The 20,931-nt window shown below is 65.9% G+C and carries 16 protein-coding genes and 2 pseudogenes; 9 read left to right on the top strand and 9 right to left on the bottom strand.

Going from position 1 to position 20,931, the window contains the following annotated elements; translation table 11 throughout:
* Positions 1-678 precede the first annotated feature (678 nt).
* From K6K41_RS02285 to K6K41_RS02265, 5 genes and pseudogenes are all read left to right on the top strand, one after another.
* The gene (locus K6K41_RS02285) at positions 679-1,431 is read left to right on the top strand and encodes an ImuA family protein (RefSeq protein WP_128778804.1); all 753 of its coding nucleotides are present in this window, start codon (positions 679-681) and stop codon (positions 1,429-1,431) included.
* Positions 1,346-2,865, top strand: a pseudogene (locus tag K6K41_RS02280) (DUF6504 family protein). The gene K6K41_RS02285 and the pseudogene K6K41_RS02280 overlap by 86 nt, the downstream one beginning before the upstream one ends.
* A complete protein-coding gene (locus tag K6K41_RS02275) occupies positions 2,862-6,131 on the top strand; it encodes an error-prone DNA polymerase (RefSeq protein WP_128778806.1) in 3,270 nt (1,089 codons plus the stop codon). Before K6K41_RS02280 ends, K6K41_RS02275 begins: the two are co-directional and overlap by 4 nt.
* Before the next feature lie 227 nt (positions 6,132-6,358).
* Entirely contained in the window at positions 6,359-6,979 is a 621-nt protein-coding gene (locus K6K41_RS02270) for a hypothetical protein (protein WP_261403750.1), read from the top strand.
* Complete coding sequence (locus tag K6K41_RS02265; protein WP_261403749.1) at positions 6,976-10,155, top strand: hypothetical protein; 3,180 nt, start codon at positions 6,976-6,978, stop codon at positions 10,153-10,155. The genes K6K41_RS02270 and K6K41_RS02265 overlap by 4 nt, the downstream gene beginning before the upstream one ends.
* A 306-nt stretch (positions 10,156-10,461) precedes the next feature.
* Here K6K41_RS02265 and K6K41_RS02260 read toward each other — a convergent pair whose 3' ends face one another.
* Positions 10,462-10,869, bottom strand: a complete 408-nt coding sequence (locus tag K6K41_RS02260) for a hypothetical protein (RefSeq protein WP_128778808.1) — start codon at positions 10,867-10,869, stop codon at positions 10,462-10,464.
* Positions 10,870-11,478: 609 nt separating this feature from the next.
* Between K6K41_RS02260 and K6K41_RS02255 the strand changes: the two genes are divergently transcribed.
* Entirely contained in the window at positions 11,479-12,525 is a 1,047-nt protein-coding gene (locus tag K6K41_RS02255; protein WP_261403748.1) for a hypothetical protein, read from the top strand.
* Between the two features lie 126 nt (positions 12,526-12,651).
* On the opposite strand, the gene K6K41_RS02250 is transcribed toward K6K41_RS02255, so the two are convergent.
* The 5 genes from K6K41_RS02250 to K6K41_RS02230 form a co-directional block, all read right to left on the bottom strand.
* Complete coding sequence (locus K6K41_RS02250) at positions 12,652-12,849, bottom strand: hypothetical protein (protein WP_261403747.1); 198 nt, start codon at positions 12,847-12,849, stop codon at positions 12,652-12,654.
* A gap of 37 nt (positions 12,850-12,886) precedes the next feature.
* Entirely contained in the window at positions 12,887-13,036 is a 150-nt protein-coding gene (locus K6K41_RS02245; RefSeq protein ID WP_261403746.1) for a hypothetical protein, read from the bottom strand.
* Between the two features lie 131 nt (positions 13,037-13,167).
* Positions 13,168-13,398 carry a hypothetical protein gene (locus tag K6K41_RS02240; RefSeq protein WP_128778812.1) on the bottom strand — a complete coding sequence of 77 codons (231 nt, stop codon included), beginning with the start codon at positions 13,396-13,398 and terminating at the stop codon, positions 13,168-13,170.
* 95 nt (positions 13,399-13,493) lie between these two features.
* Positions 13,494-13,676 (bottom strand): hypothetical protein, encoded by a 183-nt coding sequence (locus tag K6K41_RS02235; RefSeq protein ID WP_261403745.1) that lies wholly within the window; start codon positions 13,674-13,676, stop codon positions 13,494-13,496.
* A 92-nt stretch (positions 13,677-13,768) separates the two neighbouring features.
* On the bottom strand, positions 13,769-14,179 hold the full coding sequence (locus K6K41_RS02230; protein WP_128778814.1) for a hypothetical protein: 411 nt from the start codon (positions 14,177-14,179) through the stop codon (positions 13,769-13,771).
* A 99-nt stretch (positions 14,180-14,278) separates the two neighbouring features.
* Between K6K41_RS02230 and K6K41_RS02225 the strand changes: the two genes are divergently transcribed.
* The gene (locus tag K6K41_RS02225; RefSeq protein WP_128778815.1) at positions 14,279-14,512 is read left to right on the top strand and encodes a hypothetical protein; all 234 of its coding nucleotides are present in this window, start codon (positions 14,279-14,281) and stop codon (positions 14,510-14,512) included.
* Here the strand turns inward: K6K41_RS02225 and K6K41_RS02220 are convergent.
* From K6K41_RS02220 to istA, 3 genes and pseudogenes are all read right to left on the bottom strand, one after another.
* On the bottom strand, positions 14,509-14,703 hold the full coding sequence (locus tag K6K41_RS02220; protein WP_128778816.1) for a hypothetical protein: 195 nt from the start codon (positions 14,701-14,703) through the stop codon (positions 14,509-14,511). The two genes, K6K41_RS02225 and K6K41_RS02220, sit on opposite strands and share 4 nt — an antisense overlap.
* 784 nt (positions 14,704-15,487) lie before the next feature.
* Positions 15,488-16,216 (bottom strand): IS21-like element helper ATPase IstB, encoded by a 729-nt coding sequence (istB, locus tag K6K41_RS02215; RefSeq protein WP_128779582.1) that lies wholly within the window; start codon positions 16,214-16,216, stop codon positions 15,488-15,490.
* A pseudogene (gene istA / locus K6K41_RS02210) lies at positions 16,216-17,710 on the bottom strand (IS21 family transposase). Before istA ends, istB begins: the two are co-directional and overlap by 1 nt.
* Before the next feature lie 328 nt (positions 17,711-18,038).
* Between istA and K6K41_RS02205 the strand changes: the two are divergent.
* On the top strand, positions 18,039-18,338 hold the full coding sequence (locus K6K41_RS02205) for a hypothetical protein (protein ID WP_128778820.1): 300 nt from the start codon (positions 18,039-18,041) through the stop codon (positions 18,336-18,338).
* Positions 18,339-19,502: 1,164 nt separating this feature from the next.
* Complete coding sequence (locus K6K41_RS02200; RefSeq protein WP_261403744.1) at positions 19,503-20,735, top strand: tyrosine-type recombinase/integrase; 1,233 nt, start codon at positions 19,503-19,505, stop codon at positions 20,733-20,735.
* The last annotated feature ends 196 nt before the right edge of the window (positions 20,736-20,931 follow it).

Below are 20,931 nucleotides of genomic sequence, written 5' to 3'. Positions count from 1 at the left end.
CATCGCTCGCATGGACCTTGTGATGCGCCGGGATAGACAGGTGCGGCAGCGTCATCAGGGTGGTGGACTTGGCCTCCTTCTCTGCGCGCGGTTCGAGCCTGAGGGGCCCGGTCGCGATCCTGTCGGGCGACGTCGTGCGAAGAAGGTCGAGCTGAGCGTCCCGCGACGCCGTAGCGTGGTCAGCGAAATTCAGGATCGAGCTGCCTGTTTCGCCGTCGATCGCCGCGTGCGGATCGTCGAGGTCGAGACTTCAGGTTCAGCCCTCAGCGCCTCGATGTCGGATAGGCGCTGAGCAAGAAGCCGTGCGTGAATTACGTAGTGGCAGACCTGTGGAGCGGACGGTCGGCCCGAACGTGCCGCCGCGCAGTTTCAGAACCAAGTGGTGCTCGGACTGGCGCGCCGTCGGCGGGACCAGTCGCTGGCAGAGCGCGTTGCGCGGCGCCTCGTTGGCAGCGGCCTCAATTTTTTCGAGCTCCGCCTGAAGGCGCTTCGCGCGGCTCATGGATCCTGTCGGTCAGTCATTGTCCTAGAGCCTCTGGACTTCAGCGACCTAGCGCCCTCGCGATTGAATTGAAGCCGCAGCGTTACCCACAGCAGATCGCGTCTTGACTCAAGCGTAGCGGGATTAGAACAAAGAGAGAACGATGATGCCGCCCGACTTCGGAGGACGACGACCACGTGCAGCCACAGCCTGCGATCGACGCTTTGCGCGCGCAGATCGAACGGATCGAAGGTCGTTCGAAGCGCGCGAGATCGGCGCTCCCGTTCGGGATCGCCGAAGTCGATGCGCGTCTACCTGGAGGGGGACTCGCATTCGGCGCGCTGCATGAGGTCGCTGGCGGCGGCAACGGCGCCATCGATGGGGCGGCGGCAGCCTTGTTCAGCGCAGGAGTCGCGGCTCGCACGAGGGGCAAGGTCCTCTGGTGCGTCACGCGGCCAGATCTGTTCGCGCCGGCGATCGCGCAGGCGGGGCTCGTCGCGGACCGAGTGATCTATGTCGAGGCCGGCGACGACAAGACCGTGCTTGCATGTATGGAGGAAGGCCTTCGCCATGGCGGGCTCGGCGCTGTTATCGGCGAGCTTGCACGCCTCGCCATGACGGCTTCCCGCCGCCTTCAGCTTGCAGCAGAAGGCACGGGCTCGATCGGGATCGCGCTTCGTCGATGGCGACGACAGGCGGAGGCGATGGACTTCGGCCAACCGACCGCGGCGACGACCCGATGGCGGATTTCGGTGATCCCGTCCGCTCCGCTGCCCGTCCCGGGCGTCGGAAGACACCGATGGCTCGTCGAGCTGATCCGGGCCCGGGCGGGCGAAAGCGCTGATTTCGAATTGGAGGCGTGCGATGGCACGGGTCGTCTCGCTCTTCCTTCCGACCTGGCCGACGGATCGCTTTCGGCGACAGGCCGGCTACGTCGCGCCGCCGGCTGAGACGCCGCTCGTCCTTGTCGGCCGTCAGGGCAACCGGCGCGTCGTCACAGCAGCGGACCTCGCGGCGCAGAGCATGGGCGTGCGGGTCGGCATGCCCGCCACGAAGGCCCAGGTGCTGGTCCAGGGCCTGCTCGTTAAGGACGCCGATCCACGAGCCGACGCCGAGGCTCTCGAACGACTGGCGGTCTGGGCGCTGCGCTTCTCGCCGATCGTGACAGTCGATCCGCCAGACGGATCGTCATCGATACGACCGGCGCCGATCATCTCCATGGCGGCGAGACCGCGATGCTCGAAGGCCTCATCGGGCGGCTCGCCATGTCGGGCGTCACGGCGCAGGCCGCGGTCGCTGACAGCTGGGGCGCGGCGCATGCGCTGGCCCGCCACGTCGCGCGACCAGCAGCCGTGGCACCTTCGGATCACGGCGCGGCGGTCCTGCGCGACCTGCCGCTCGAAGCCCTTCGGATCGCGCCTCAGGTCACAGCCGCGCTGCGGACGCTCGGCTTCGATCGCATCGGCGAGCTCCTTGCGCAGCCCCGGGCGCCGCTGACTTTACGGTTTGGCCCGGAGCTTGGCCGCCGTATCGACCAGGCGGTTGGCGACGCGGCCGAGCTGATCGAGTCGGTGCGGCCGGCCGACCTGATCGAGGTCCGTCGCGCCTTCGCCGAGCCGATTGGCGCGCCGGAGACCATCGCCCGCTACATCAGCAAGCTAGTGGCGGAGCTTTGCGAGAGACTCGAGGCAGGTGGCCTTGGCGCCCGGCGGCTCGACCTCATCTGCCGCCGGGTCGACAACGACGTCCAAGCTGTGCGCGTCGGCATGGCGACGCCGGTCCGCGACGTGAAGCGCATGACGCGGCTGCTCTGCGACAAGATCGAGACCATCGCGCCGGGCTTCGGCATCGAGATGATGACGCTTGCCGCCACCCTCGCGGAGCCCTTCGGGCGCAGGCAGATGGCGAGCTTGCTGATCGAGGAGACGGCAGCCGACGTCTCCGATCTCGTCGACACGCTGATGAACCGGGTCGGCGAGCGCGCGATCTACCGGATGGCGCCTGTCGCGAGCGACGTTCCCGAGCGGTCAGTCTGCCGGGTGCCCGCCATGGCGGCAGACAGCGGTACAGGCTGGCCCGGTCACTGGCCTCGGCCGTCCCGATTGCTCGCTCATCCCGAGCCCGTCGAGACTGTCGCGCTACTGCCCGATCATCCGCCCGTCAGCTTCACCTGGCGCGGCGTCCGCCGGCGCGTACAGCGCGCCGACGGACCGGAACGCGTGTTCGGCGAGTGGTGGAAGCGTGACGCCGAGCTCGTGGCCGTCCGCGACTATTTTCGGGTCGAGGACGATGCCGGCGAGCGCTACTGGCTCTACCGGGCCGGCGACGGCGAGGACGCGACAACCGGATCGCACCGCTGGTTCGTCCACGGCGTGTTCGGATGAGCGGCCCGCGCTACGCCGAGCTCCAGGTCACCTCGCACTTCTCGTTTCTGCGCGGCGCCTCGTCCTGCGAAGAACTCTTCTCGCAGGCGGCGGTCTGCGGGATCGAGGCGCTCGCGGTCGTCGACCGAAACTCGCTCGCCGGGATCGTCCGCGCCCATGAGGCGGCGAAGGTCACGGGCGTGCGGCTCGTCGTCGGCTGCCGCCTCGATCTCGTCGACGGCGTGTCGGTGCTGGTCTATCCGACCGACCGGGCGGCCTACTCGCAGCTGTGCCGCCTGCTCTCGCTTGGCAAGAAGCGCGGCGGGAAGGCGAGGTGCCGGCTCCAGTGGCAGGATCTCGTCACCTATGGCGAGGGGCTACTCGCCGTTCTCGTGCCGGATCTTGCTGATGAAGACTGCGCCTTTCGTCTTCGCCGGCTACGCGACGCCTTTGGTGACCGCTCCTATCTCGCGCTGACCCTTCGACGCCGACCGAATGACCAGCTTCGGCTGCACGAGCTGTCGAATCTGGCGACCCAAATGCGCGTCGCGACCGTCGTGACCAACGACGTGCTGTTCCACGAACCCTCGCGCCGCATGCTGCAGGACGTCGTCACCTGCATCCGGCACACCGTCACGATTGATGCCTTGGGCGATCGGCGGGAGCGCCACGCCGATCGCTACGTAAAACAGCCCGAGGAGATGCATAGGCTGTTCGGCCGCTATCCGGAAGCGCTCGCCCGCACGCTGCAGATCGTCGATCGCTGCCGCTTCAGCCTGGACGAGCTCGCCTACCAGTATCCGGAGGAACGCGACGACCCGACGCTGACCCCGCAGGAGACACTAGCGAAGCTAACCTGGGAGGGCGCCGCGGAGCGCTATCCGGAAGGTCTGCCCAAAAGCGTCCGCGCGGCGCTCCAGCACGAGCTGACCCTGATCGAGAAGCTCAGCTACGCGCCGTACTTCCTGACCGTGAACGCGATCGTCCGCTTCGCCCGGTCGAGGGACATCCTCTGCCAGGGCCGCGGCTCGGCCGCAAATTCCGCCGTCTGCTTCGTGCTCGGGATCACTTCGATCGACCCGGGCCGGAACGACTTGTTGTTCGAGCGCTTCGTCTCGGAGGAGCGCCGCGAGCCGCCTGACATCGACGTCGACTTCGAGCACGAGCGGCGTGAGATCGTCATGCAGTGGGTGTTTGAAACCTACGGCCGCGACCATGCGGCCCTGTGTTCGACAGTCATCCGCTATCGCGCCAAGGGCGCGCTCCGCGACGTCGGCAAGGCGCTGGGCCTGCCCGACGACCTGATCGGCGCGCTGTCGGGGCAGCTCTGGTCCTGGTCGGAGCAAGGGGTCGAACAGCGCCATGTCGAGGAGCTGAACCTCAACCTCACCGACCGCCGGCTACGGCTGACGCTTGACCTCGCACGCCAGCTCATGGGCGCGCCGCGGCACCTGAGCCAGCATCCGGGCGGTTTCGTGTTGACCCATGATCGTCTCGACGACCTCGTGCCGATCGAGCCGGCCGCCATGGCCGATCGCCAGGTGATCGAGTGGGACAAGGACGACATCGATGCGCTGAAGTTCATGAAGGTCGACGTGCTCGCGCTCGGCATGCTGACCTGCATGAAGAAGGGGCTCGATCTTCTCGCCGAGCACAAGGGCGCGACTTACGACCTCGCGACCATCCCAGCGGAGGACCCGCGCACCTACGCGATGATCCGCAAGGCTGACACGCTCGGCACCTTCCAGATCGAGAGCCGCGCGCAGATGTCGATGCTGCCGCGGCTGAAACCGAGGACCTATTACGACCTCGTCGTGCAGGTCGCGATCGTCCGCCCCGGTCCGATCCAAGGCGACATGGTCCATCCCTATCTTCGAAGGCGGGAAGGGCTCGAGCCGGTTCACTTCCCAAAGCCTGAGCTCGAGAAGGTGCTGGGCAAGACGCTTGGCGTGCCGCTCTTCCAGGAGCAGGCGATGCGGGTCGCGATCGAATGCGCGGGGTTCACCCCAGGCGAAGCCGACATGCTCCGGAAAAGCATGGCGACGTTCAAATTCACGGGCGGCGTCTCGAAGTTCAAGGAGAAGCTGGTCGCTGGCATGGTGGCGAACGGCTACGAGGCCGAGTTCGCCGAACGCACCTTCAAGCAGCTCGAAGGCTTCGGTTCGTACGGCTTCCCGGAGAGCCACGCGGCGTCCTTCGCGCTGATCGCCTACGCCTCGGCCTGGCTGAAGTGCTGGCATCCGGATGTGTTCTGCGCCGCGCTGCTGAACTCTCAGCCGATGGGGTTCTACGCGCCTGCCCAGATCGTCCGGGACGCCAGAGATCATGGCGTCAAAATCCTGCCGGTGTGCGCCAACGCTTCAAGATGGGACTGCACGCTTGAGCCGATGGACGACGAGGCCCGGTTCGCGGTCAGGCTCGGCCTGCGAATGACCAAGGGACTCTCCAACGCTTATGCGGCTGCAATCGTCGCGGCGCGTGGCGACCGGCCGTTCGTGTCAATGGACGATCTGTGGCGTCGCTCCGGCGTGCCCGTCATGGCGCTGACTCAGATTGCCGAGGCCGACGGCTTCCGTCCGGCGTTCGGACTGGCTCGCCGAGAAGCGCTCTGGGCGATCCGGGGGCTGCGCGACGAACCGCTTCCGCTATTCGCAGCGGCCTCGGCGCGAGAGAACGAAATCGTGCCGGAGGTTGAGGAACCGGCCGTCACGCTGCGACCTATGACGGCCGGCGGCGAGGTCGTTGAGGACTACCGCCATGTCAGCCTGTCGCTGCGCGCCCATCCCGTTGCGTTCCTGCGCCAGGAACTGACGCGGCGCCGGATGGTGACGTGTCTCGAAGCCATGGAGGCGCGCGACCGGCGATGGCTGGAGATCGCGGGCGTCGTGCTGGTCCGCCAGCGTCCCGGCAGCGCCAAAGGCGTCATGTTCATCACGCTCGAGGACGAGAGCGGAGTGGCGAACCTCGTCGTCTGGCCGAGCGTGTTCGAAAAGAACCGCAGGACGATCCTGTCCGCGGGCATGATCGCGGTCTACGGGCGGGTGCAGCGCGAGGGCGAGGTGGTTCATCTCGTTGCCCAGCGCCTGACGAACCTGTCGGCGGAGCTTGCAAGCGTCGGCGAGCGGGACGGTGAGTTCCCGCTGCCGCACGGACGCGGCGACGAGGTGCATCGCGGCTCGACCCCGGATCCGAGGGGCCAACGTTCGACGGGGCTTCGGCCGCGCGACATCTACGTCCCGGACCTGCACCTCGACACGATCAAGGTGAAGACGCGGGACTTTCGCTAGAACATCACCGGGTCGCGATACGCCGACTTGTGTTGGCGGTCTCCAGTCTCTTTGACGACGGCCTGATCGGAGTCGCGGGCAGGCGCGGCGAAGCGCGATCGTTTTCGGCGGCGATCGTCAGAAGGGTGTTGTGGTTCTCCACGATTACACCGAACATCTAAAGAATAGGACGAACCCGCGCCTGGCAGCCCGGTCTAGTCCGCCCTGACCATGACGAGCGTTCCCAGATGATTTTGGACGATCGCAGAGGCGCATCCGCGCCCGCGCAAGCAGACGTGCGCTTTGACCCGAGAGGCTGGGACGCCACTCCGGAGGCTGTCGCGGCGCGTGAGCAGGCTCAGCACATGATCCGCGTCCTCACGGACGTGCAGCGCGACGTCTACGTCAGCAACCGCTGGTTCTACAAAGACGTCGGCGTCCAGATGCACAATCTCGGCTGGCCGGTGTTCCCGCAGACGCGTGACAGAGACAGCCGTCGGCCGTTCCGCGCGCAGCCGTCCGAATATCGGGACGCACTTCCGTCGCGATGGAAGGTGGAGGAGTGGACCGCCAAGGCCGGGTACGAGCACAACCTTGCGCTGGCGCTTGGCGGCTCCTCGTCGCTCAGTGCGATCGCGATCGATGTCGATATCTCGGACGCGACCTTGTCGGCCGAAGTCATGCGGATCGTGTTCAAAACGCTCGGATTCACGCCGTTCGCGCGTATTGGTTCCTCGCCCAAGGTCGCTTTGGTCTACCGCTTGGACGAGCCAACCCGCCAGGGCGACGAGGCCTTCGCGACGATCGAGCTCCCAAGGGAGAAGAGGGCAAGCGCGAGGTCGAGTTCCTTGGATTTGGTAAGGTCTTGACGCTCTACGGCTGGCATCATCGGTGGGGTTCGAAGATCGTCTGGTGGCGTGATCTCTCTGACGCACGTCCCGAGGATCTGCCGGTCATCACCCGCTCGCAGCTCCAGCGGCTTAGGTATGAGATCCAGCGCCGCTTCACCGACCTCTCGGTCGCGAAGATCGCTGCGGCGCCTGTGGAGCTTTCCGACGTCCGGATCGACAATGTCCGCCTGCCGTCGATGCCGAAGGCGGGCGAGAAGGCGAGGGAAGGCCGCGAGAGCCTCCTCCATGGCATCGTCTGGAACCTGGTTCGCGCCAATCCCTCGTCGAACTACGAGGAGGGCGACAAGGCGAGCCTGCTCAAGGCCGCGATCGCGACGTTCGGCGAGCATGCCGAGATGAGCGGGCGCTTCGGCGGGCAAGGGCTCGTGACCGAGATCACCGAGCGCCTCAACCGTTTCTGCCCGATGATGGAGCGAGGCGAGATCAGTCCGCTGCGCGGCTCAATGCCGACGCCGACATCGCCTGCTCCCAAGGCTCCTGCGGCGCCGGTTGTGGACCGTTTCCGCGACGAGAGCGGCGCGTTCTCGCGCCTCAACTCAAAGCCGTTCGTTTCCCCGGCGTGGAAAGGCATCCAGAAGGTCTTGGCCGTCGAAAAGTCTCCCGAGCAGGTCGCGAAGGACCGCGAGGAGCGCAAGCTCCTCACCCAGGATCAGCGCGAGGCCGGATACAAGCGGATCGGCCGCGCGATCGACAAGGTCAATGGCGACTTCTGGGAGGCCGTTCGCGACGCTTCCGAGAGCAAGCAGGGGTCAGAGCACGCAGTAATTCTGCGGGTGCCGCCGGGGTCGGGGAAGACCAGCCAGTCGGCGCGCTACGCCGCCCAGGCGGTCGACGTCATGAACACGCTGTTCGCCAAGCCGCTCGAGTACGGCTTCGTCGCCTTCATGCTCCCCGACTACAATGTGCTCGAGGAGGTCGTGGAGAAGGTCGCTGCGGTGTGCCGCGAGGACGGGTCTCCGCTCGCCGCCATCATTCGTCACAACCAGCCAATGCCGGATCTCACCGACCGCGTCGCCGTCATGGTGCCCGTCGGAAAGGGCCGTACAGCCTGCATGCGCAAGGCCGAGATGGAGGCGCTCGAGGCGGCGGACATCTCAGGCTCCGGCTTGTGCGAAGCCAATGTCGAGATTCCGTCTTACCGGCGCGCCGACAATGGACCGAAGACCGAGAGGATCCAGTGCACGTTCATGCTCGATGGCTGCGAGTTCTTCGAGCAGCACCGTCGCATCAAGCATGCGCAGATCGTCTTCATGGTCAGCCAGATGGAGACCGTCGCTGGCAAGTGGCTCTGGGAACGCTGCGTCGGTCGCATCGTGGACGAGGATACGACGACGAGCCTCGCCAAGAGCTACGTCAGCTTCGATGTGGACCGGGCGAACGCCGTCCGTCACGGACGCCCGACCAAGGCGCAGGCCGATGCCGGCTACGACGACGACTTCCCGACGATGGCGCGCGAGGCGCTGCTCCCGAAGATCGTCGCGGAGATCAAGGCCGGCCGCTGCCCGTCCTATTTCGTGAAGCACTGGCATGATGGCCTGAACACCGACGGACCGACGATGCTCGGGCTGGCGTTGTCGGCAGTGCGCCGCGACGACCCAAGCCAGCTCAAGATCCACCCGAAGATCTCGGCTGCAGACCTCCAGAAGATCATCGATGCCCCGAGAAAGTCGCCCGGCGCTTCGGCCGAGCGCGAGCTCCTGAAGATCGTTGAGGATCGTCTCGAGAGCTATGACCTGAACACCCCGCGCCGCCCACTGGACGCTCGCCTACAATACGTGCTCTCCGAGTATGCCGGCTCCGAATTCCGCGGACAAAAGCTGTGGGGCGTTCGCGTCTCCAAGCGCTTGAAGTCGAAGTTCACAGGCCACCCGCTGCTCGTCCTCGACGCCAGCGCGAGCAAGCGCCGGGTGGACAAGGTGTACAACGTGAACGCGAAGGTCGTGTCCGAGACCGTCGCGCCGCACTTGCGTGTTCTGATGGACCCGACCCGCACCTATTCTGTCGCCTCGTTCAAGCCCGGTCCGGACGCGCCGCCGGAGCAGATCAGGTCCGCGCGTCTCTTGATCGACAAGGTCCGCCGCATCATCGCCCTCGAGGCCGCTGAGCGCCCTTGGAGCCGCATCCTTGTCGTCCTCCCGAAGGCAATCGAAGAGGTGATCAACAGCCCGTTCTGGAGAGCTCCGGAGAACGTTTGCTGGCTGCATTACGGCGCTGTGCGCGGCCGCGATTTCGCGAAGGGTTACGCCTCGGTGATCACCGTCGGCCGCCAACAGATGGGCATCGGCTCGAACGACGCGAGCGCATGCGCTTTCGGCTGTGACGACATCAAGCCGATCACACCCTTCGACCTGCGCGGCGATGGTCTCACCGCCGATGAGAAGCCGCTTATGCGGCCGACGGTGGTGAAGACCTGGGCCATGCGGTCCGGCGAAGACGTCCAGGCCAGCGTTCCTTCGTTTGAGCTCGGGACGTTCCACCACGAGATCGACGACGCCGCACGCGAGCAGGAGGTCTACCAGGCCGCCTTCCGCCCCCGTCCGATCTACTCCGACGCCGCGAGCGCTCCGGCCCGCTGGATCTGCCTCGGACCGTGGGTGCCCTGCGATATCGTCGTGGACGCCATCCAGTCGCTCGACGTCATGATCGCCAATGCCGACCAGGCTGAGTCCGCCCGCGGCGCGGGCCTGCTCACCTACGGCGGCCTGTTCGAGCACCGGGACTCCAGCCTCAAGGGTCGCGAGCCTCTCCCGGCGCCGGACGTCCGCGGCGAGAACGAGGCGCTGCTCAAGGCAGCGCGGGAGGCTTTTCCGGATCGCACGGACGCCAAGGCCTTGGTCCTGCTCCGTCGCCGCAGGAAGCGGGTCGAGGACTGGGGCCCGTATCTTGCCCCCTGCGAGATCGAGATCGTCGCCACGGCCGACGAGGAGCGCGATCGCGCGGCGCTCAAGGCGATCTACGCGAGCATCGTGGCCGTCTTTGGGGACGAAAACGTTGCGCCGCTCGAAGAAAACCTAGGGCCGATCGCTGAGCCCGCTCGCCCTATGAACGAGGTTGTGGCACCCGCGACACCACCGTCGCCGCTGGTCCTAACCTGCAAGGTCAGGCGCGTGATGCCGATGTCGATCACGGCTTAGTCCTTGGGGCTGCGGAGAGCTCGGCTGAGATCCTGAGGTCGGTTGTGTCGGTCGCCATGCATTTAGGACGACGGCCAGCGCGGCGAACGTCCAGAACGAAAGAGCCCCGCGCGATCCAATGGACCGGCGGGGCGATGGCGCATGGTGGCGGAGCAGCGCGCGGGGCTCCTTGCCGAATCGAGGCTCCGGCCTGCCTGCTTCGCCCTGACAGACTGAGCGCTCTCGATTCTATCTGAACCGACGCATCGCACAAGAGTCCCCCGCATTTCCGGCGGAATTCATGCGAATTTTGGACCGTCGCCCCCGTTACTCCCTCACTCCGGCGCACGTGTCCCGAGACGTGACGCGGTCCGCAGTCCGAACGTTTCGGCGAGACGGCACCGGGCGCATGCGGGCCAGCACCGCAAGCCGCGCCTGCTCGGGATCGGCGCGGTCGAGGCGAGCCAGATGCGCGGCCGCGCGGGCGCCGATCTCGACGGCGGAGATGGGCTTGCCCATGGCGGCCGCGCGCGCCTGGGGATCAGCCCCGGCCTGGTCGATCGAGGCCGCCCAGATTTCGCGCAACGCCATCACGATCGCCCGGTCGGCCTGGCCCGACGACGGCCGGCGCGCCGCGGAGATGCGATCGCGATAGGCCTGAGAGCGCCTGCGATCGCTTTCCAGCCGCGCGGCGAAACGGTCCTCGAAATTGGTGGTCTGTCTGATCCGGCCCATCTGCGGTCTCCCTAGGATCTCACGACCCTATCGAGAGGCCCGGAAAGTCACAAAACGTGACGCGCGCACGTGGCGCGAACCGCAGTCCGATCGAGAGACAGCGCCGGCATCGCGCGAGAAACAGCGCCGGCATCGACAGCGTCCGCAGCCGGCATCGGGGATGAAATGCGCAGGGCCTCTGTCAGCCGCTTAAGGCCTTCAGACCTCCGCTCATGCATTCATGGCGAAGCCGCCCTCTCAGCGCGCCCAGGCTGGCCCTCATGACCATCCCGCTCGCCTCCGCTCCCCTTCACCTCTTCCCGACATTCTTCCTCTTAAATCTTGGCCGAAGGCCCAGTCAGGCATCGGCTTCCAAAGAGGCAAGCATCGGCTTCCATGAGGAGGGGCGAAGCCCCGACCCAGCCATCTGGATTCTGACAGCTCCATGGGGGAGGCCGCAGGCCGGAGCGGCAGCGTAGGGCCGTAGGCCGTCAGCCGGACGCAGCCGGAATCTCGCTGTTTGGAAGCCGCTTTCAGGCCATTTATCTGCTTTCTTATAACCCCACGGCTTTCGCTTGCAGCGTTCTCCAAGACGCCTGCATAATGAGGAATTAGCAAGAACGGTATACAGTGAGACGACAAAAAGTGCACGGATTTCGTTTAAGTCGTTTGAACCCGCAGCCGAGGTCGTACGAGCCCAAGCTGGAGCCCGATGAACAGCTCGAGCGGGCGATCCGATACGCCTATGGGGATGAGGCCGTCGAGCAGGCGTTGGAGCCAACCGCGCCTACGCAGGTTCGCAGGGGACGGCGCCGGCCGATCGCGCAGGGCAAGCTGGCTTCGACCATGGACGCCGGGCGTGCGTTCAAGGTCTCGGCGGTGGTGGCGGCGAACGTTGATTTTCCAGCGCTCGAGGGGGCGGACGCGCATCGCCTCTGGACGATCCTCTCCCTCTGCACGGACGCCGTCACGCGGATCCAGCTGCTCGACCTCGAGGCGGTCTGCGGGCGGCCGTTTCGTGACCTGGACGCGTTCAGGCGGTTGATCGAGGGCTCGATCGCCTATTGCCCGTTCCTTCCGGATCTCCAGGGCGTCCAGCTGGTCGAAAACATCGTGCTGGAGGAGGGCGAGCGGAACCGGGCCTTCGTGCGCGGCAAGAGCTCCGAGATCGAGGTCACGCTCAACCAGCGGGCGATGTGGGCGCTGAAGTCCAAGCCGACCGCCGAGATCAACGCGACCGCATGGAGGCATGTCACTGGCCGGCTGGCGGTGCGGCTCCTGGTCATGGCGGCGGGCGGAACGCGGCTGCAGAGCACGGACGCTCTGAGCCTGACGCTGGACGAGGCTGACATCGACCTCTACGCGCCGAACCTGGGTCGCCGGACCATGGCGCAGTTCGTCGGCGTCTACGTCAGGACCGCGATCGACACGCTTAAGACCCTGGAGCCGCAGGAGTTCGAATGGGGCTATTGGCCGATCCGCAAGGGCGCGGCGACGACCGGCGTGACAATCTACGCCTCTTCGAGCCGGTGGAAGGGCAGGAAGCGCCCGGCGACGGTGGCGGCCGCCCAAAACAAGGCCCAGAGATCCGCGGACGCAGCGTGGCGGAAACAGCGCCAAGAGCGTCTGGCGAAGGAGCGGGCCGAGCGGATAGCGGCGCGAAAGACGGCCTCTTGACTTTTCGAATCCAGGAGGTTACTGCTAAGCGGTAGCGCAGGCAGTAAACGGTCGTTTACTTCGCCGCCAGGACAGCAAAAAGCCCGCCCCGAAATCCGGTGGCGGGCTTTGTCGTGTCTGTGGCTCTCAGGGGAGCCGGTGAGGCAGGAACGTGACCCCGGCGCGCCGGGCGTAAACCTCCCGTATTATAAGCGCGAACTCGGAATCGAACTTGCGCGAGTGCCGCCTGCGCTGCAGCTCCTGGTACCAGGCCAGGACCAGGGCCTCGGCCGGCGAGGCGTCGGGGACGTAGCGAAGGTCTTTCTTCTTCTTCATCGGTCTCATCACCAGCCCCTGGATGACGGCGGGGCGCCCGTGTCGGTCAGGCTTTCTTGCGAGCGAGCGACTTCGCGACCTTGGCGAGGGCGTGGTCGATGGCCGCGCGATCGGACGTCAGGTCGTGGGCGGCGCGGATCGCGGCGATCGCCTCGACGGAGGGCCGAGAGCTGCAGGGCAACGGTCTTGCCGCCATTCTCCTGGGCTTTCGAGCGAACGCGGGCCTGCTTCTCAGCGAGGGTGAGTGGGGCGTCGCCAAGGGCGGTGCGGGGCATCTGATTGGGTCCTATTCATCCCCGCACACGCAGGGAACAGAGTTCTGCTCGATCAGAGCTGGGGGCCGTCCACGATGACGGCCTCGACGATGCGATCCACTTGGGAGGCGAACCCCAGGTCGTGGTCGCCCGGCAGGCCGGCGAGCCCGCTCTCGCGGGGGCGGGACACAACCTCGACGTCGTGCTCGGCGAGCGGGGAGACGAGCGCCTTCGCGAGGCTCTCGCAGGTCCAGCCCTCGAGGTCGTTGGCGTCGGCGTTGACGATGTAGGTAGGCTTGCTCATTTTCGGTCTCGGCCCCTGGGTTTCGGCGGGGCGCCCGTCATCGCGACTGCGATATAGTTACTAGTAGCTGAACAAGTGGACCGGGTCAAGCGAGATCAGAGGCCGAGATCAGACATGAGCTCTGGATCGGCCGGCTCGCCTAGGCTCTCGTCGGGCTCCAGCCCCATCGCGGCGCGAGCGGCCGCCGGCCGGTCGGTCTCGATCCAGGCGCCCTGATCACGGAGCGCGCGGAAGGATTCGGCGGTCAGCTGCTCGGAGGCGTGCTTGAACAGAAGCACCCCGGAGCGCGGAGCCCCGGGGCGTGAGTTCGTCCAGCGGAGCGAGCGCGAAGGCTCGCCCGGCGTGTGCAATCGATATCCCATGAAGCCCCTTATGCCGCGACCAGATCGTCGGCGGTTGTGTACGGCTCGTGACCCCAGATGCACTCCTCGACGAGGTAGGCCCACTTGAGATCCTTCGCGAGCTGGTTCGCGAGGCCGCGCGCGATGAACTCCGCGTCGTCCCAGCACGTGTTGTAGTCGTATTCCGCGTTGTCCGAGCAGTGCTGGCGGACCTGGCGGGCTGCGTCCGTCATGCCGAGCTCGTCGAGGGTGCGGGCAGCGGACTGGAGCTCGAGGATACGGCCGGACAGGCGATCCATCTCATTGGCGATGTCGGCGTGACCGTTGAGACGGAAGGCGTCGGCGAGGCCGATGTCGGAGAAGAGGGACTGGACGAAGCCGTCGCTGGAGATGACGAGCTTGGCGAGTTCGATCTGGTTGCGGGTGAGCTTGGTGTGCATCGTGGTGGTCTCCTGGCCCCCTTTGATCCGGCGAGGCGTCCGGTAACGATCTATTAATTAGTGACTAGTAACCTTATGTCAAGCGACCTTGGAGGTCTCATGCTCGGCTACGAAGAAACCGGTCTCATCCTCGGCATGGGCGACCGCATGAAGCGGGATGCGGCGGCCGCCCAGGCGGTGGTCGATCAGGTGGTCTCCCAGAGGAATGATGCGATCCGGCTGGCGAACCACAACTACTTAGAGTGGGAGAAGTCGCAGGCGGTGGTCGCCGAGCAGGCCGCCTACATCGCCCGCCTTGAGGCCATCGTCAGGCGCCAGGCCGGCTGCGCCTAACGCCGAAGAATGTTGGCGACGATCTCGTCGTCGGTGAGCGCGGCCGCGCGCGGGGCAGGGGCCGGGTTGACCGCCTGACGCCGGCGCGCCGGGTCGCCCTCCGCGATCGTCCGATCCAGATCGAGCTCCGAGATCCAGATCTTCGCCCAGGCCTCGGCGTCGATCCGCCGGAGGTCGCGCTCGGACCGCATCCGGACCAGCTCTGCCGCGACATGCGGTCGCAGGCCTTCGGGCAGTCTCTGGCCCCGTCCAGCGCGCCGCTCCTGGGCCCAAAAAGCGACCTTTTGAGCCTCCGTCTGAAGGATTGGCCTTCGAGCTTCCACGCCTCCAGGGGCTGGATAAGACGTTTTGAAGGGGGTCGAGCGCCTCAACCTGAATCTGTCGATCAAACCCATTTTAGCCTCCGTACGTGGCTCCTGGTGAACCACAGGCCCCAAAGATATGCCTCTGCACTATGAAAGTAACAAGCGAAGGTCGTTTGCGCATCGTAAGTCGAGGCCGCCGGATGCGTCCTCAGGGTGGCGAAATCCGATAGATCCGGACCCAGCGTTGCGGTCGTTTTGAGGGTTTGACGGTCCGTGGAGCGCGGCGAGGGTCAAATCAAGGTTGCGGATACTTCGGACTGCGGCATTCTCTAAGCGTTGAATTTAACGCTTCTCGGATTCGTCCATGCTTCGCCGTCCGCCTGCCTATGTGCCGCCATCAGAGCCCCAGTCTATAGAGACGCCCGCGCCCGCCGCGCCGGCGGTCCAGAAGGTCTCCGAGACCCCGTGGGAACCGGCTCCGGCGTTGGAGCCCGGCCCGGTTCCGGCCCTCCCGACTGTCAATCGGCGCTGAACTTTGACCCCTTATCGGCGTCCAATGTTGACCCCCTGAAGCTGGGTGAGCGGTGTCGATCCCGCCGGCGCGGAGCTGGTCGGGGTTGCGCAGCGTCGGCGGGATCGACGTCCAGAGGGCTAGGGTCTGGGGCGGAGCTCAGGCGCGGTTCTTGAAGCGCCAGCTCTCGTTGCCGGTCTCGACGATGTCGCAATGGTGGGTGAGCCGGTCGAGCAGCGCGGTGGTCATCTTGGCGTCGCCGAACACGCTCGGCCATTCGCCGAAGGCGAGGTTGGTGGTGACGATGATCGAAGTCTGCTCGTAGAGGCGGCTGATCAGGTGGAACAGGAGCTGTCCGCCGGACTGCGCGAACGGCAGGTAGCCGAGCTCGTCGAGGACCACGAAGTCGAGGCGGCCGAGGTAGTCGGCCATCCGGCCCTGGCGGCCTGAACGGCCTTCGGCCTCGAGCTTGTTGACGAGGTCGACCACGTTGAAGAACCGGCCTCGGGCGCCGTCGCGGATGCAGGACCGGGCGATCGCGATGGCGAGGTGGGTCTTGCCGGTCCCGGTGCCGCCGACCAGCACGACGTTGCGCTGATGGGCCAGGAACTCGCCGCCGGCGAGGTCGCGGATCAGGGTCTCGTTGATTGGCGTGTCGTCGAAGGCGAAGTCCTCGACGTCGCGGGCGAGCGGCAGCTTGGCGATGGTGATCTGGTACTTGATCGAGCGCGCCTGCTTCTCGCTGATCTCGGCGGTGAGCAGGTCGCCGACGATGCGTTGAGGCTCGTGCTGGCGCTTCACCGCGGTCGCGATGATCTCGTCGAAGGCGGCCTTCATGCCGTAGAGCTTCAGCTCGCCCATGGTGGTCAGTATCGCGGAACGCTCCATCACACGGCCCTCCTGAGGCTGTCGTATCGGGCGCAGTCGGCGGTCGGCTCGACGGCGAGCCGCAACGCTTCGGGCGTCATGATCGTGACCGGCGGCGCGGGGTCCCGGCGCCGGGCGAGGATGTTCAGGACGACGTCGGCTGAGCAGACGCCCTCACGCAGAGTCTCGGCGCAGGCGGCCTCGACTGCGGACAAGCCGTCGCTCAGCACCGCGGCGAGGATCGCCACCATCTGACGGTCGCCGTCATCGACGCTCGCAAGCTTGCGCCGGACCTTCTCGAGGCTCGCCGGCAGCACCCAGTCCTTGAACGGCGCTCCGTTCCTGAGCGCGCCGGGCTTACGAGCCAGCACCGGAACGTAGTGCCAGGGATCGAACACGGTCTGGCCGCGGCCGAAGCAGCGCGGGTGGTCGCCGACGATCCGTCCGTCCTGGCGAAGCTCGATCCGGTCGGCGTACGCGCGGATCTCGACCGGGCGGCCGATCGCGCTCGCGGCGACCGAGTACTTGTTGTTGTCGAACCGCACGAGGCAGGTCTTGGACACCGACGCCGGCACGGCGTGGAAGCCGTCGAAGCGGCCGGCATAGGGAACGAGGCTCGGGCGCTCGGCCTCGAACGCCTCCCACACGGTCCGCTCGGCGAACTCGGGATGACGATGCGCCTTGGCGTAGGCGATCGCCTGGTCGAGCAGCCAGGCGTTCAGCTCGTCATAGCTCTTCGCCCGGACGCGCGGCGTGAAGAAGCGCTCGCGCACCAGCCCGACTTGGTTCTCGACCTGCCCCTTCTCCCAGCCCGAGGCCGGCGTGCAGGCCACGGGGTCGATCAGGTAGTGGCTGCACATCTGCAGGAAGCGCCGATTGTAGGCGCGCTCGCGGCCGACGAGGATCGTCTCCACCGCGGTCTTCATGTTGTCGTAGATCCCGCGCGTGCAGGTTCCCTTGAAGAAGGCGAACGCCCGGTCGTGGGCGTCGAACACCATCTCCTGGCTCTCGCGCGGGTAAGCCCGAACGAACAGCATCCGCGAGTGACAGAGCCGGACGTGTGCGACCTTCACGGTCGTGGTGACGCCGTTGATCAGGACGATCTCGTGGCTCCAGTCGAACTGGTAGGCCTCGCCCGGATCGAAGCTCAGCGGCACGAACGCCGCCGATGACGACGACCGCTCACGCTGCCGACCGCGGGCGTAGCGCCGGACCGCGTCGTAGCCGCCTTCGTAGCCCAGCGCCCGCAGCGCCTCGAAGATCCGGATCAGCGTCAGCCGCTCGCGCGCCGCCCGTCCCTCGTTCTCCGTTAGCAGCCGGTCAAGGTCGCTACGCCAGGGCCCGAGCTTCGGAGCGGCTGGACTTCGCGCTCGTACTCGAACGCCGTCGCCCCGACCGCAACACCTTGCGCACCGTGTTCCGCGACACGTGCAGCTCGCGGACGATCTCCTTGATCGTCTTGCCGCGCACAAAATGCTCGCGGCGGATCCGCGCGATCGTGTCCACGCCCTTCATCCCCCGGCAGCCCGTCCTCGACAAAGACAGGCAGCATGCGCAACGCGCCAATCAGGGGGTCAAAATTGGACGCCGATCCCCCGACCTACGGGGTCAAAATTCCACGCCGGATCACAGTGGAGGGCCCGGTTTTCGACTGGGTGACTGCGTCGCACGAGCTCAATCAGGCTTGGCGGGCGGCTGCGAAGGAGAAGCGCACATGACTATCACCGAACCCCGCATTCCAGTGTCTTCGACACTTACCTACCGACCCGCTCGCTCGACCAACTCCAGCGCCTGCGGATGATATTTGAGGCCGTGAGCGTCGCTTCGAGAAGCGTGCCGCCAAATGCCGAAGGGCTTCAAGATCTCGTCCCCGACGCATCGCAGGATCGTCGCTCTAAGGCGGGCAGGGCGGTCGCGCGTTCACATCGCGAAGGAGCTCGGCGTCAGCTACTCCATGGTCGTCAAGACGCTGATCGAGGCTGGCCTGGGCTCGCAGAACCGCCTGCCGGACGAGCCGGTCCTGCAGGAGTACCTCGAGGCCGGCATGAGCCAGGCCGAGATCGCGCGGACCTACGAGGTCTCCCCGGCGCTGGTCTCCAAGACCCTGAAGCGGGCGCGCGAGGCGCTTGAGCCGGCCTCCTGAGCCGCAGATCAATCTGATCCGCCCATAGGTCAGCGGCAGGTCAACGTGATCTGCGCGCGACCTATGGGTGACCTGCGCGTAACCTTCCCATAGGTTATGGGACCGAAAACTCCATGAGTAACAATCCCTTATGACGCTGATCCGGAAGCTGAGCGTGAGCGGCTCAGAGAGCTATGGCTGGCCGGCATTCGCACGGCGGCGATCGCCGAAAAAGACGGGACCAACATCCATGTCGTCCTCAGCCGGGCCGCGGCGCTGGGCCTTTCGACCCGGCGAAATCGCGGTCGAAAGGTCGTGCCAGGGTCAGCGGAGGACCGCCGTCTGCGAACGCTCGACGCCACGGTCGAACGCCTGACCCGGCTCCGAACGCCGATGGACGAGATCGCGATCAGGGCCGGCGTCAGCCAGCGGACCGTCTATAATCGGCAGCGACGCCTGGGCCTGCGTCAGCCCGGCCGGCGCCTGCCCTGATCGATCCCATCCAGGACGGCGATGTCGGCCTTGGTGTAGCCGTCGGTCGGCTCCGGAGCGGGCTCTTTGAGCAGACCGTGCTCCCTCAATTCGGCCTCTAACCGTTCAATCTCTTGGCCTGCGCCTCTGTGGGGGAAATCGTTTTCGGGTCCATGATCGGCCTCCGAGCCCGAATTTTTTGCACTTTAAGCCACAATTTCCGCGGTCACCCACCGATTGTATCCTAAATTGCGGGGTCGATCATCGGTTGGCGTGGTTAACCGGTAAGGATTGGCCGTTCGGAGCCCCGAACTTCCCCACGATTTTGACGAACTTCCCCAAGGTTTTCGACATAGGCATGGGGAAGTTCGTGGTGAAGTTTTCGATTTCACCCATAGCCGCAAGACTCTGCGAAACCTAGGATTTTGCCGCTTGATGCGGATGCAAAATCCGGCATGCTGAATCGCATGTACGCCGCATCTTCGATTCCTTTGCAGCAGCTCGCCGACGCGTTCGGCCCGGACCCGATCATCCCCCTCGATCGGGCGGCCGGGCTCCTGCGCATGTCGTCAAAGCAGTTGCGTGGACACTGTGCGGCGGGGAACATTCACTGGGTCAACACAGGGCTCGGGACCAGCGGCAGAAGCGGTTCTTTCGCCTCGCCGACATCGCGGAGTTTCTCGAGCGCCAGTCACAGCAGGCGACGCACGCTCAATGTCGGTCTTCAAGCGTCCGGACAGCACGGGCTGGCACTACGAATTCGTCGTCCGTGGTGTCAGGCTTCGTGGAAAGGCGCCGTATGATGACAAGCGCCAAGCGGACGCCTGGCTGAAGGCCGAGAAGGCTCGCGTAAAGGCCGCCGCCGCCGACAAGGTCGCCGCGCCCTCCATGACGTTCGACGCCGCAGCGGACCGGTATTGGACCGAGGTCGGCCAGCACTCGAAGGAACGCGATCTCGCCGCCAACCTAGAGCGCCTCGTGCTCTGGGTCGGCCAGCGCACGCCGATCTCCGACATCAATAACGACCTCGTGGCGCGCCTCGTCGCCCGGCGCCGCGCCGACATCAAGACCAACGCGGCCGCCGGGATCGTGAAGGACGAAGAGGGCAGGCCGGTCCTCGTCTCTCCCTCGACCGTCAATCGCTCTGTCACCGCGCTCCTGCGCCGGATCATGACCCGCGCCCGCAAGGCCTGGGAGATCCCGCTCCGCGAGCCGGACTGGTCCCAGCACATGCTGAAGGAGCCCGAGGAGCGGGTGCGGGAGCTCGATTTCGCGGAAGAGGAGCGCCTGTTCGAGAGCCTGCGGCCGGACTACCGGCCGATCACGGCCTTCGTCCTGGTCGTGGGGCTCCGGCGTGAGACCGCCGTCACGCTGACCTGGAACCAGATCAAGTGGGCCGAGGGCCAGCTGCGGGTGAAGGGCAAGGGTGACAAGTGGCAGACCCTGCCGATCACGCCCGCGATCACTGAGATCCTGTGGCCGCTGTGGCAGAACCGCGACCCGTCGATCGAGCAGGTCTTCACCTACACCGCCGAGCGGACCCGCACCTGCGCGACCTCGAAGAAGCAGTTCGTGCGCGGCAAACGGTACGCCATCACTTACAGCGGCTGGGGGAACGAGCTCGCCCGCGCCTGCAAGGCGGCCGGCGTCGTCGACTTCAAGCTCCATGACACCCGGCACACGGCCGCGACCAGAACGCTCAGGGGCTCCAAAAACCTCGCCGCGGTCCAGAAGCTGCTCAACCATTCCGATGTCAAAACGACGATGAATACGCTCACGTGCTGGTTGACGACGTCGCTGAAGCCCTGTCCACGAGCGCCCTTGACGTCGCCGCGCGCCGCGCGCGTTACGAGGAAGCGGCCGCAAAAATCCCCCACGGCACTCCCCACGGGACGAAGCGGATGCGGACTAACGGCCGAAAAAAAAGCGTATTCGGCCGTAGAGTGACAATCTTCCAAGCTGAATACGAGGGTTCGATTCCCTTCACCCGCTCCAGCCCCAACGCCTCTTTTTTGAACGATTATATTGGACCAAGCGCTTTTAGAGCTGGATCTGCGTTCAGGCTGGCACCACATCGGCACCACCTTTCGGTAGAACTCAAGGATTTCTCCGTGGATCTCGGAAGCCTGCGGAACTCCATAGA

This window comes from Chenggangzhangella methanolivorans, assembly GCF_019797865.1.
GTDB classification, from domain to species: Bacteria; Pseudomonadota; Alphaproteobacteria; order Rhizobiales; family Methylopilaceae; genus Methylopila; species Methylopila methanolivorans.
Note: the sequence above shows the minus strand (reverse complement) of the source record. Positions and strands in the feature narration are given on the sequence as shown.

Excerpts from the sequence above, each read along its gene's own strand:
- K6K41_RS02275 (WP_128778806.1), top strand. The coding sequence starts at position 2,862 with ATGAGCGGCCCGCGCTACGCCGAGCTCCAGGTCACCTCGCACTTCTCG.
- K6K41_RS02270 (WP_261403750.1), top strand. The coding sequence starts at position 6,359 with ATGATTTTGGACGATCGCAGAGGCGCATCCGCGCCCGCGCAAGCAGAC.
- K6K41_RS02260 (WP_128778808.1), bottom strand. The coding sequence starts at position 10,869 with ATGGGCCGGATCAGACAGACCACCAATTTCGAGGACCGTTTCGCCGCG.
- K6K41_RS02250 (WP_261403747.1), bottom strand. The coding sequence starts at position 12,849 with ATGAGACCGATGAAGAAGAAGAAAGACCTTCGCTACGTCCCCGACGCC.
- K6K41_RS02245 (WP_261403746.1), bottom strand. The coding sequence starts at position 13,036 with ATGGCGGCAAGACCGTTGCCCTGCAGCTCTCGGCCCTCCGTCGAGGCG.
- K6K41_RS02240 (WP_128778812.1), bottom strand. The coding sequence starts at position 13,398 with ATGAGCAAGCCTACCTACATCGTCAACGCCGACGCCAACGACCTCGAG.
- K6K41_RS02230 (WP_128778814.1), bottom strand. The coding sequence starts at position 14,179 with ATGCACACCAAGCTCACCCGCAACCAGATCGAACTCGCCAAGCTCGTC.
- K6K41_RS02225 (WP_128778815.1), top strand. The coding sequence starts at position 14,279 with ATGCTCGGCTACGAAGAAACCGGTCTCATCCTCGGCATGGGCGACCGC.
- K6K41_RS02220 (WP_128778816.1), bottom strand. The coding sequence starts at position 14,703 with ATGCGGTCCGAGCGCGACCTCCGGCGGATCGACGCCGAGGCCTGGGCG.
- istB (WP_128779582.1), bottom strand. The coding sequence starts at position 16,216 with ATGGAGCGTTCCGCGATACTGACCACCATGGGCGAGCTGAAGCTCTAC.
- K6K41_RS02205 (WP_128778820.1), top strand. The coding sequence starts at position 18,039 with ATGCCGAAGGGCTTCAAGATCTCGTCCCCGACGCATCGCAGGATCGTC.
- K6K41_RS02200 (WP_261403744.1), top strand. The coding sequence starts at position 19,503 with ATGTCGGTCTTCAAGCGTCCGGACAGCACGGGCTGGCACTACGAATTC.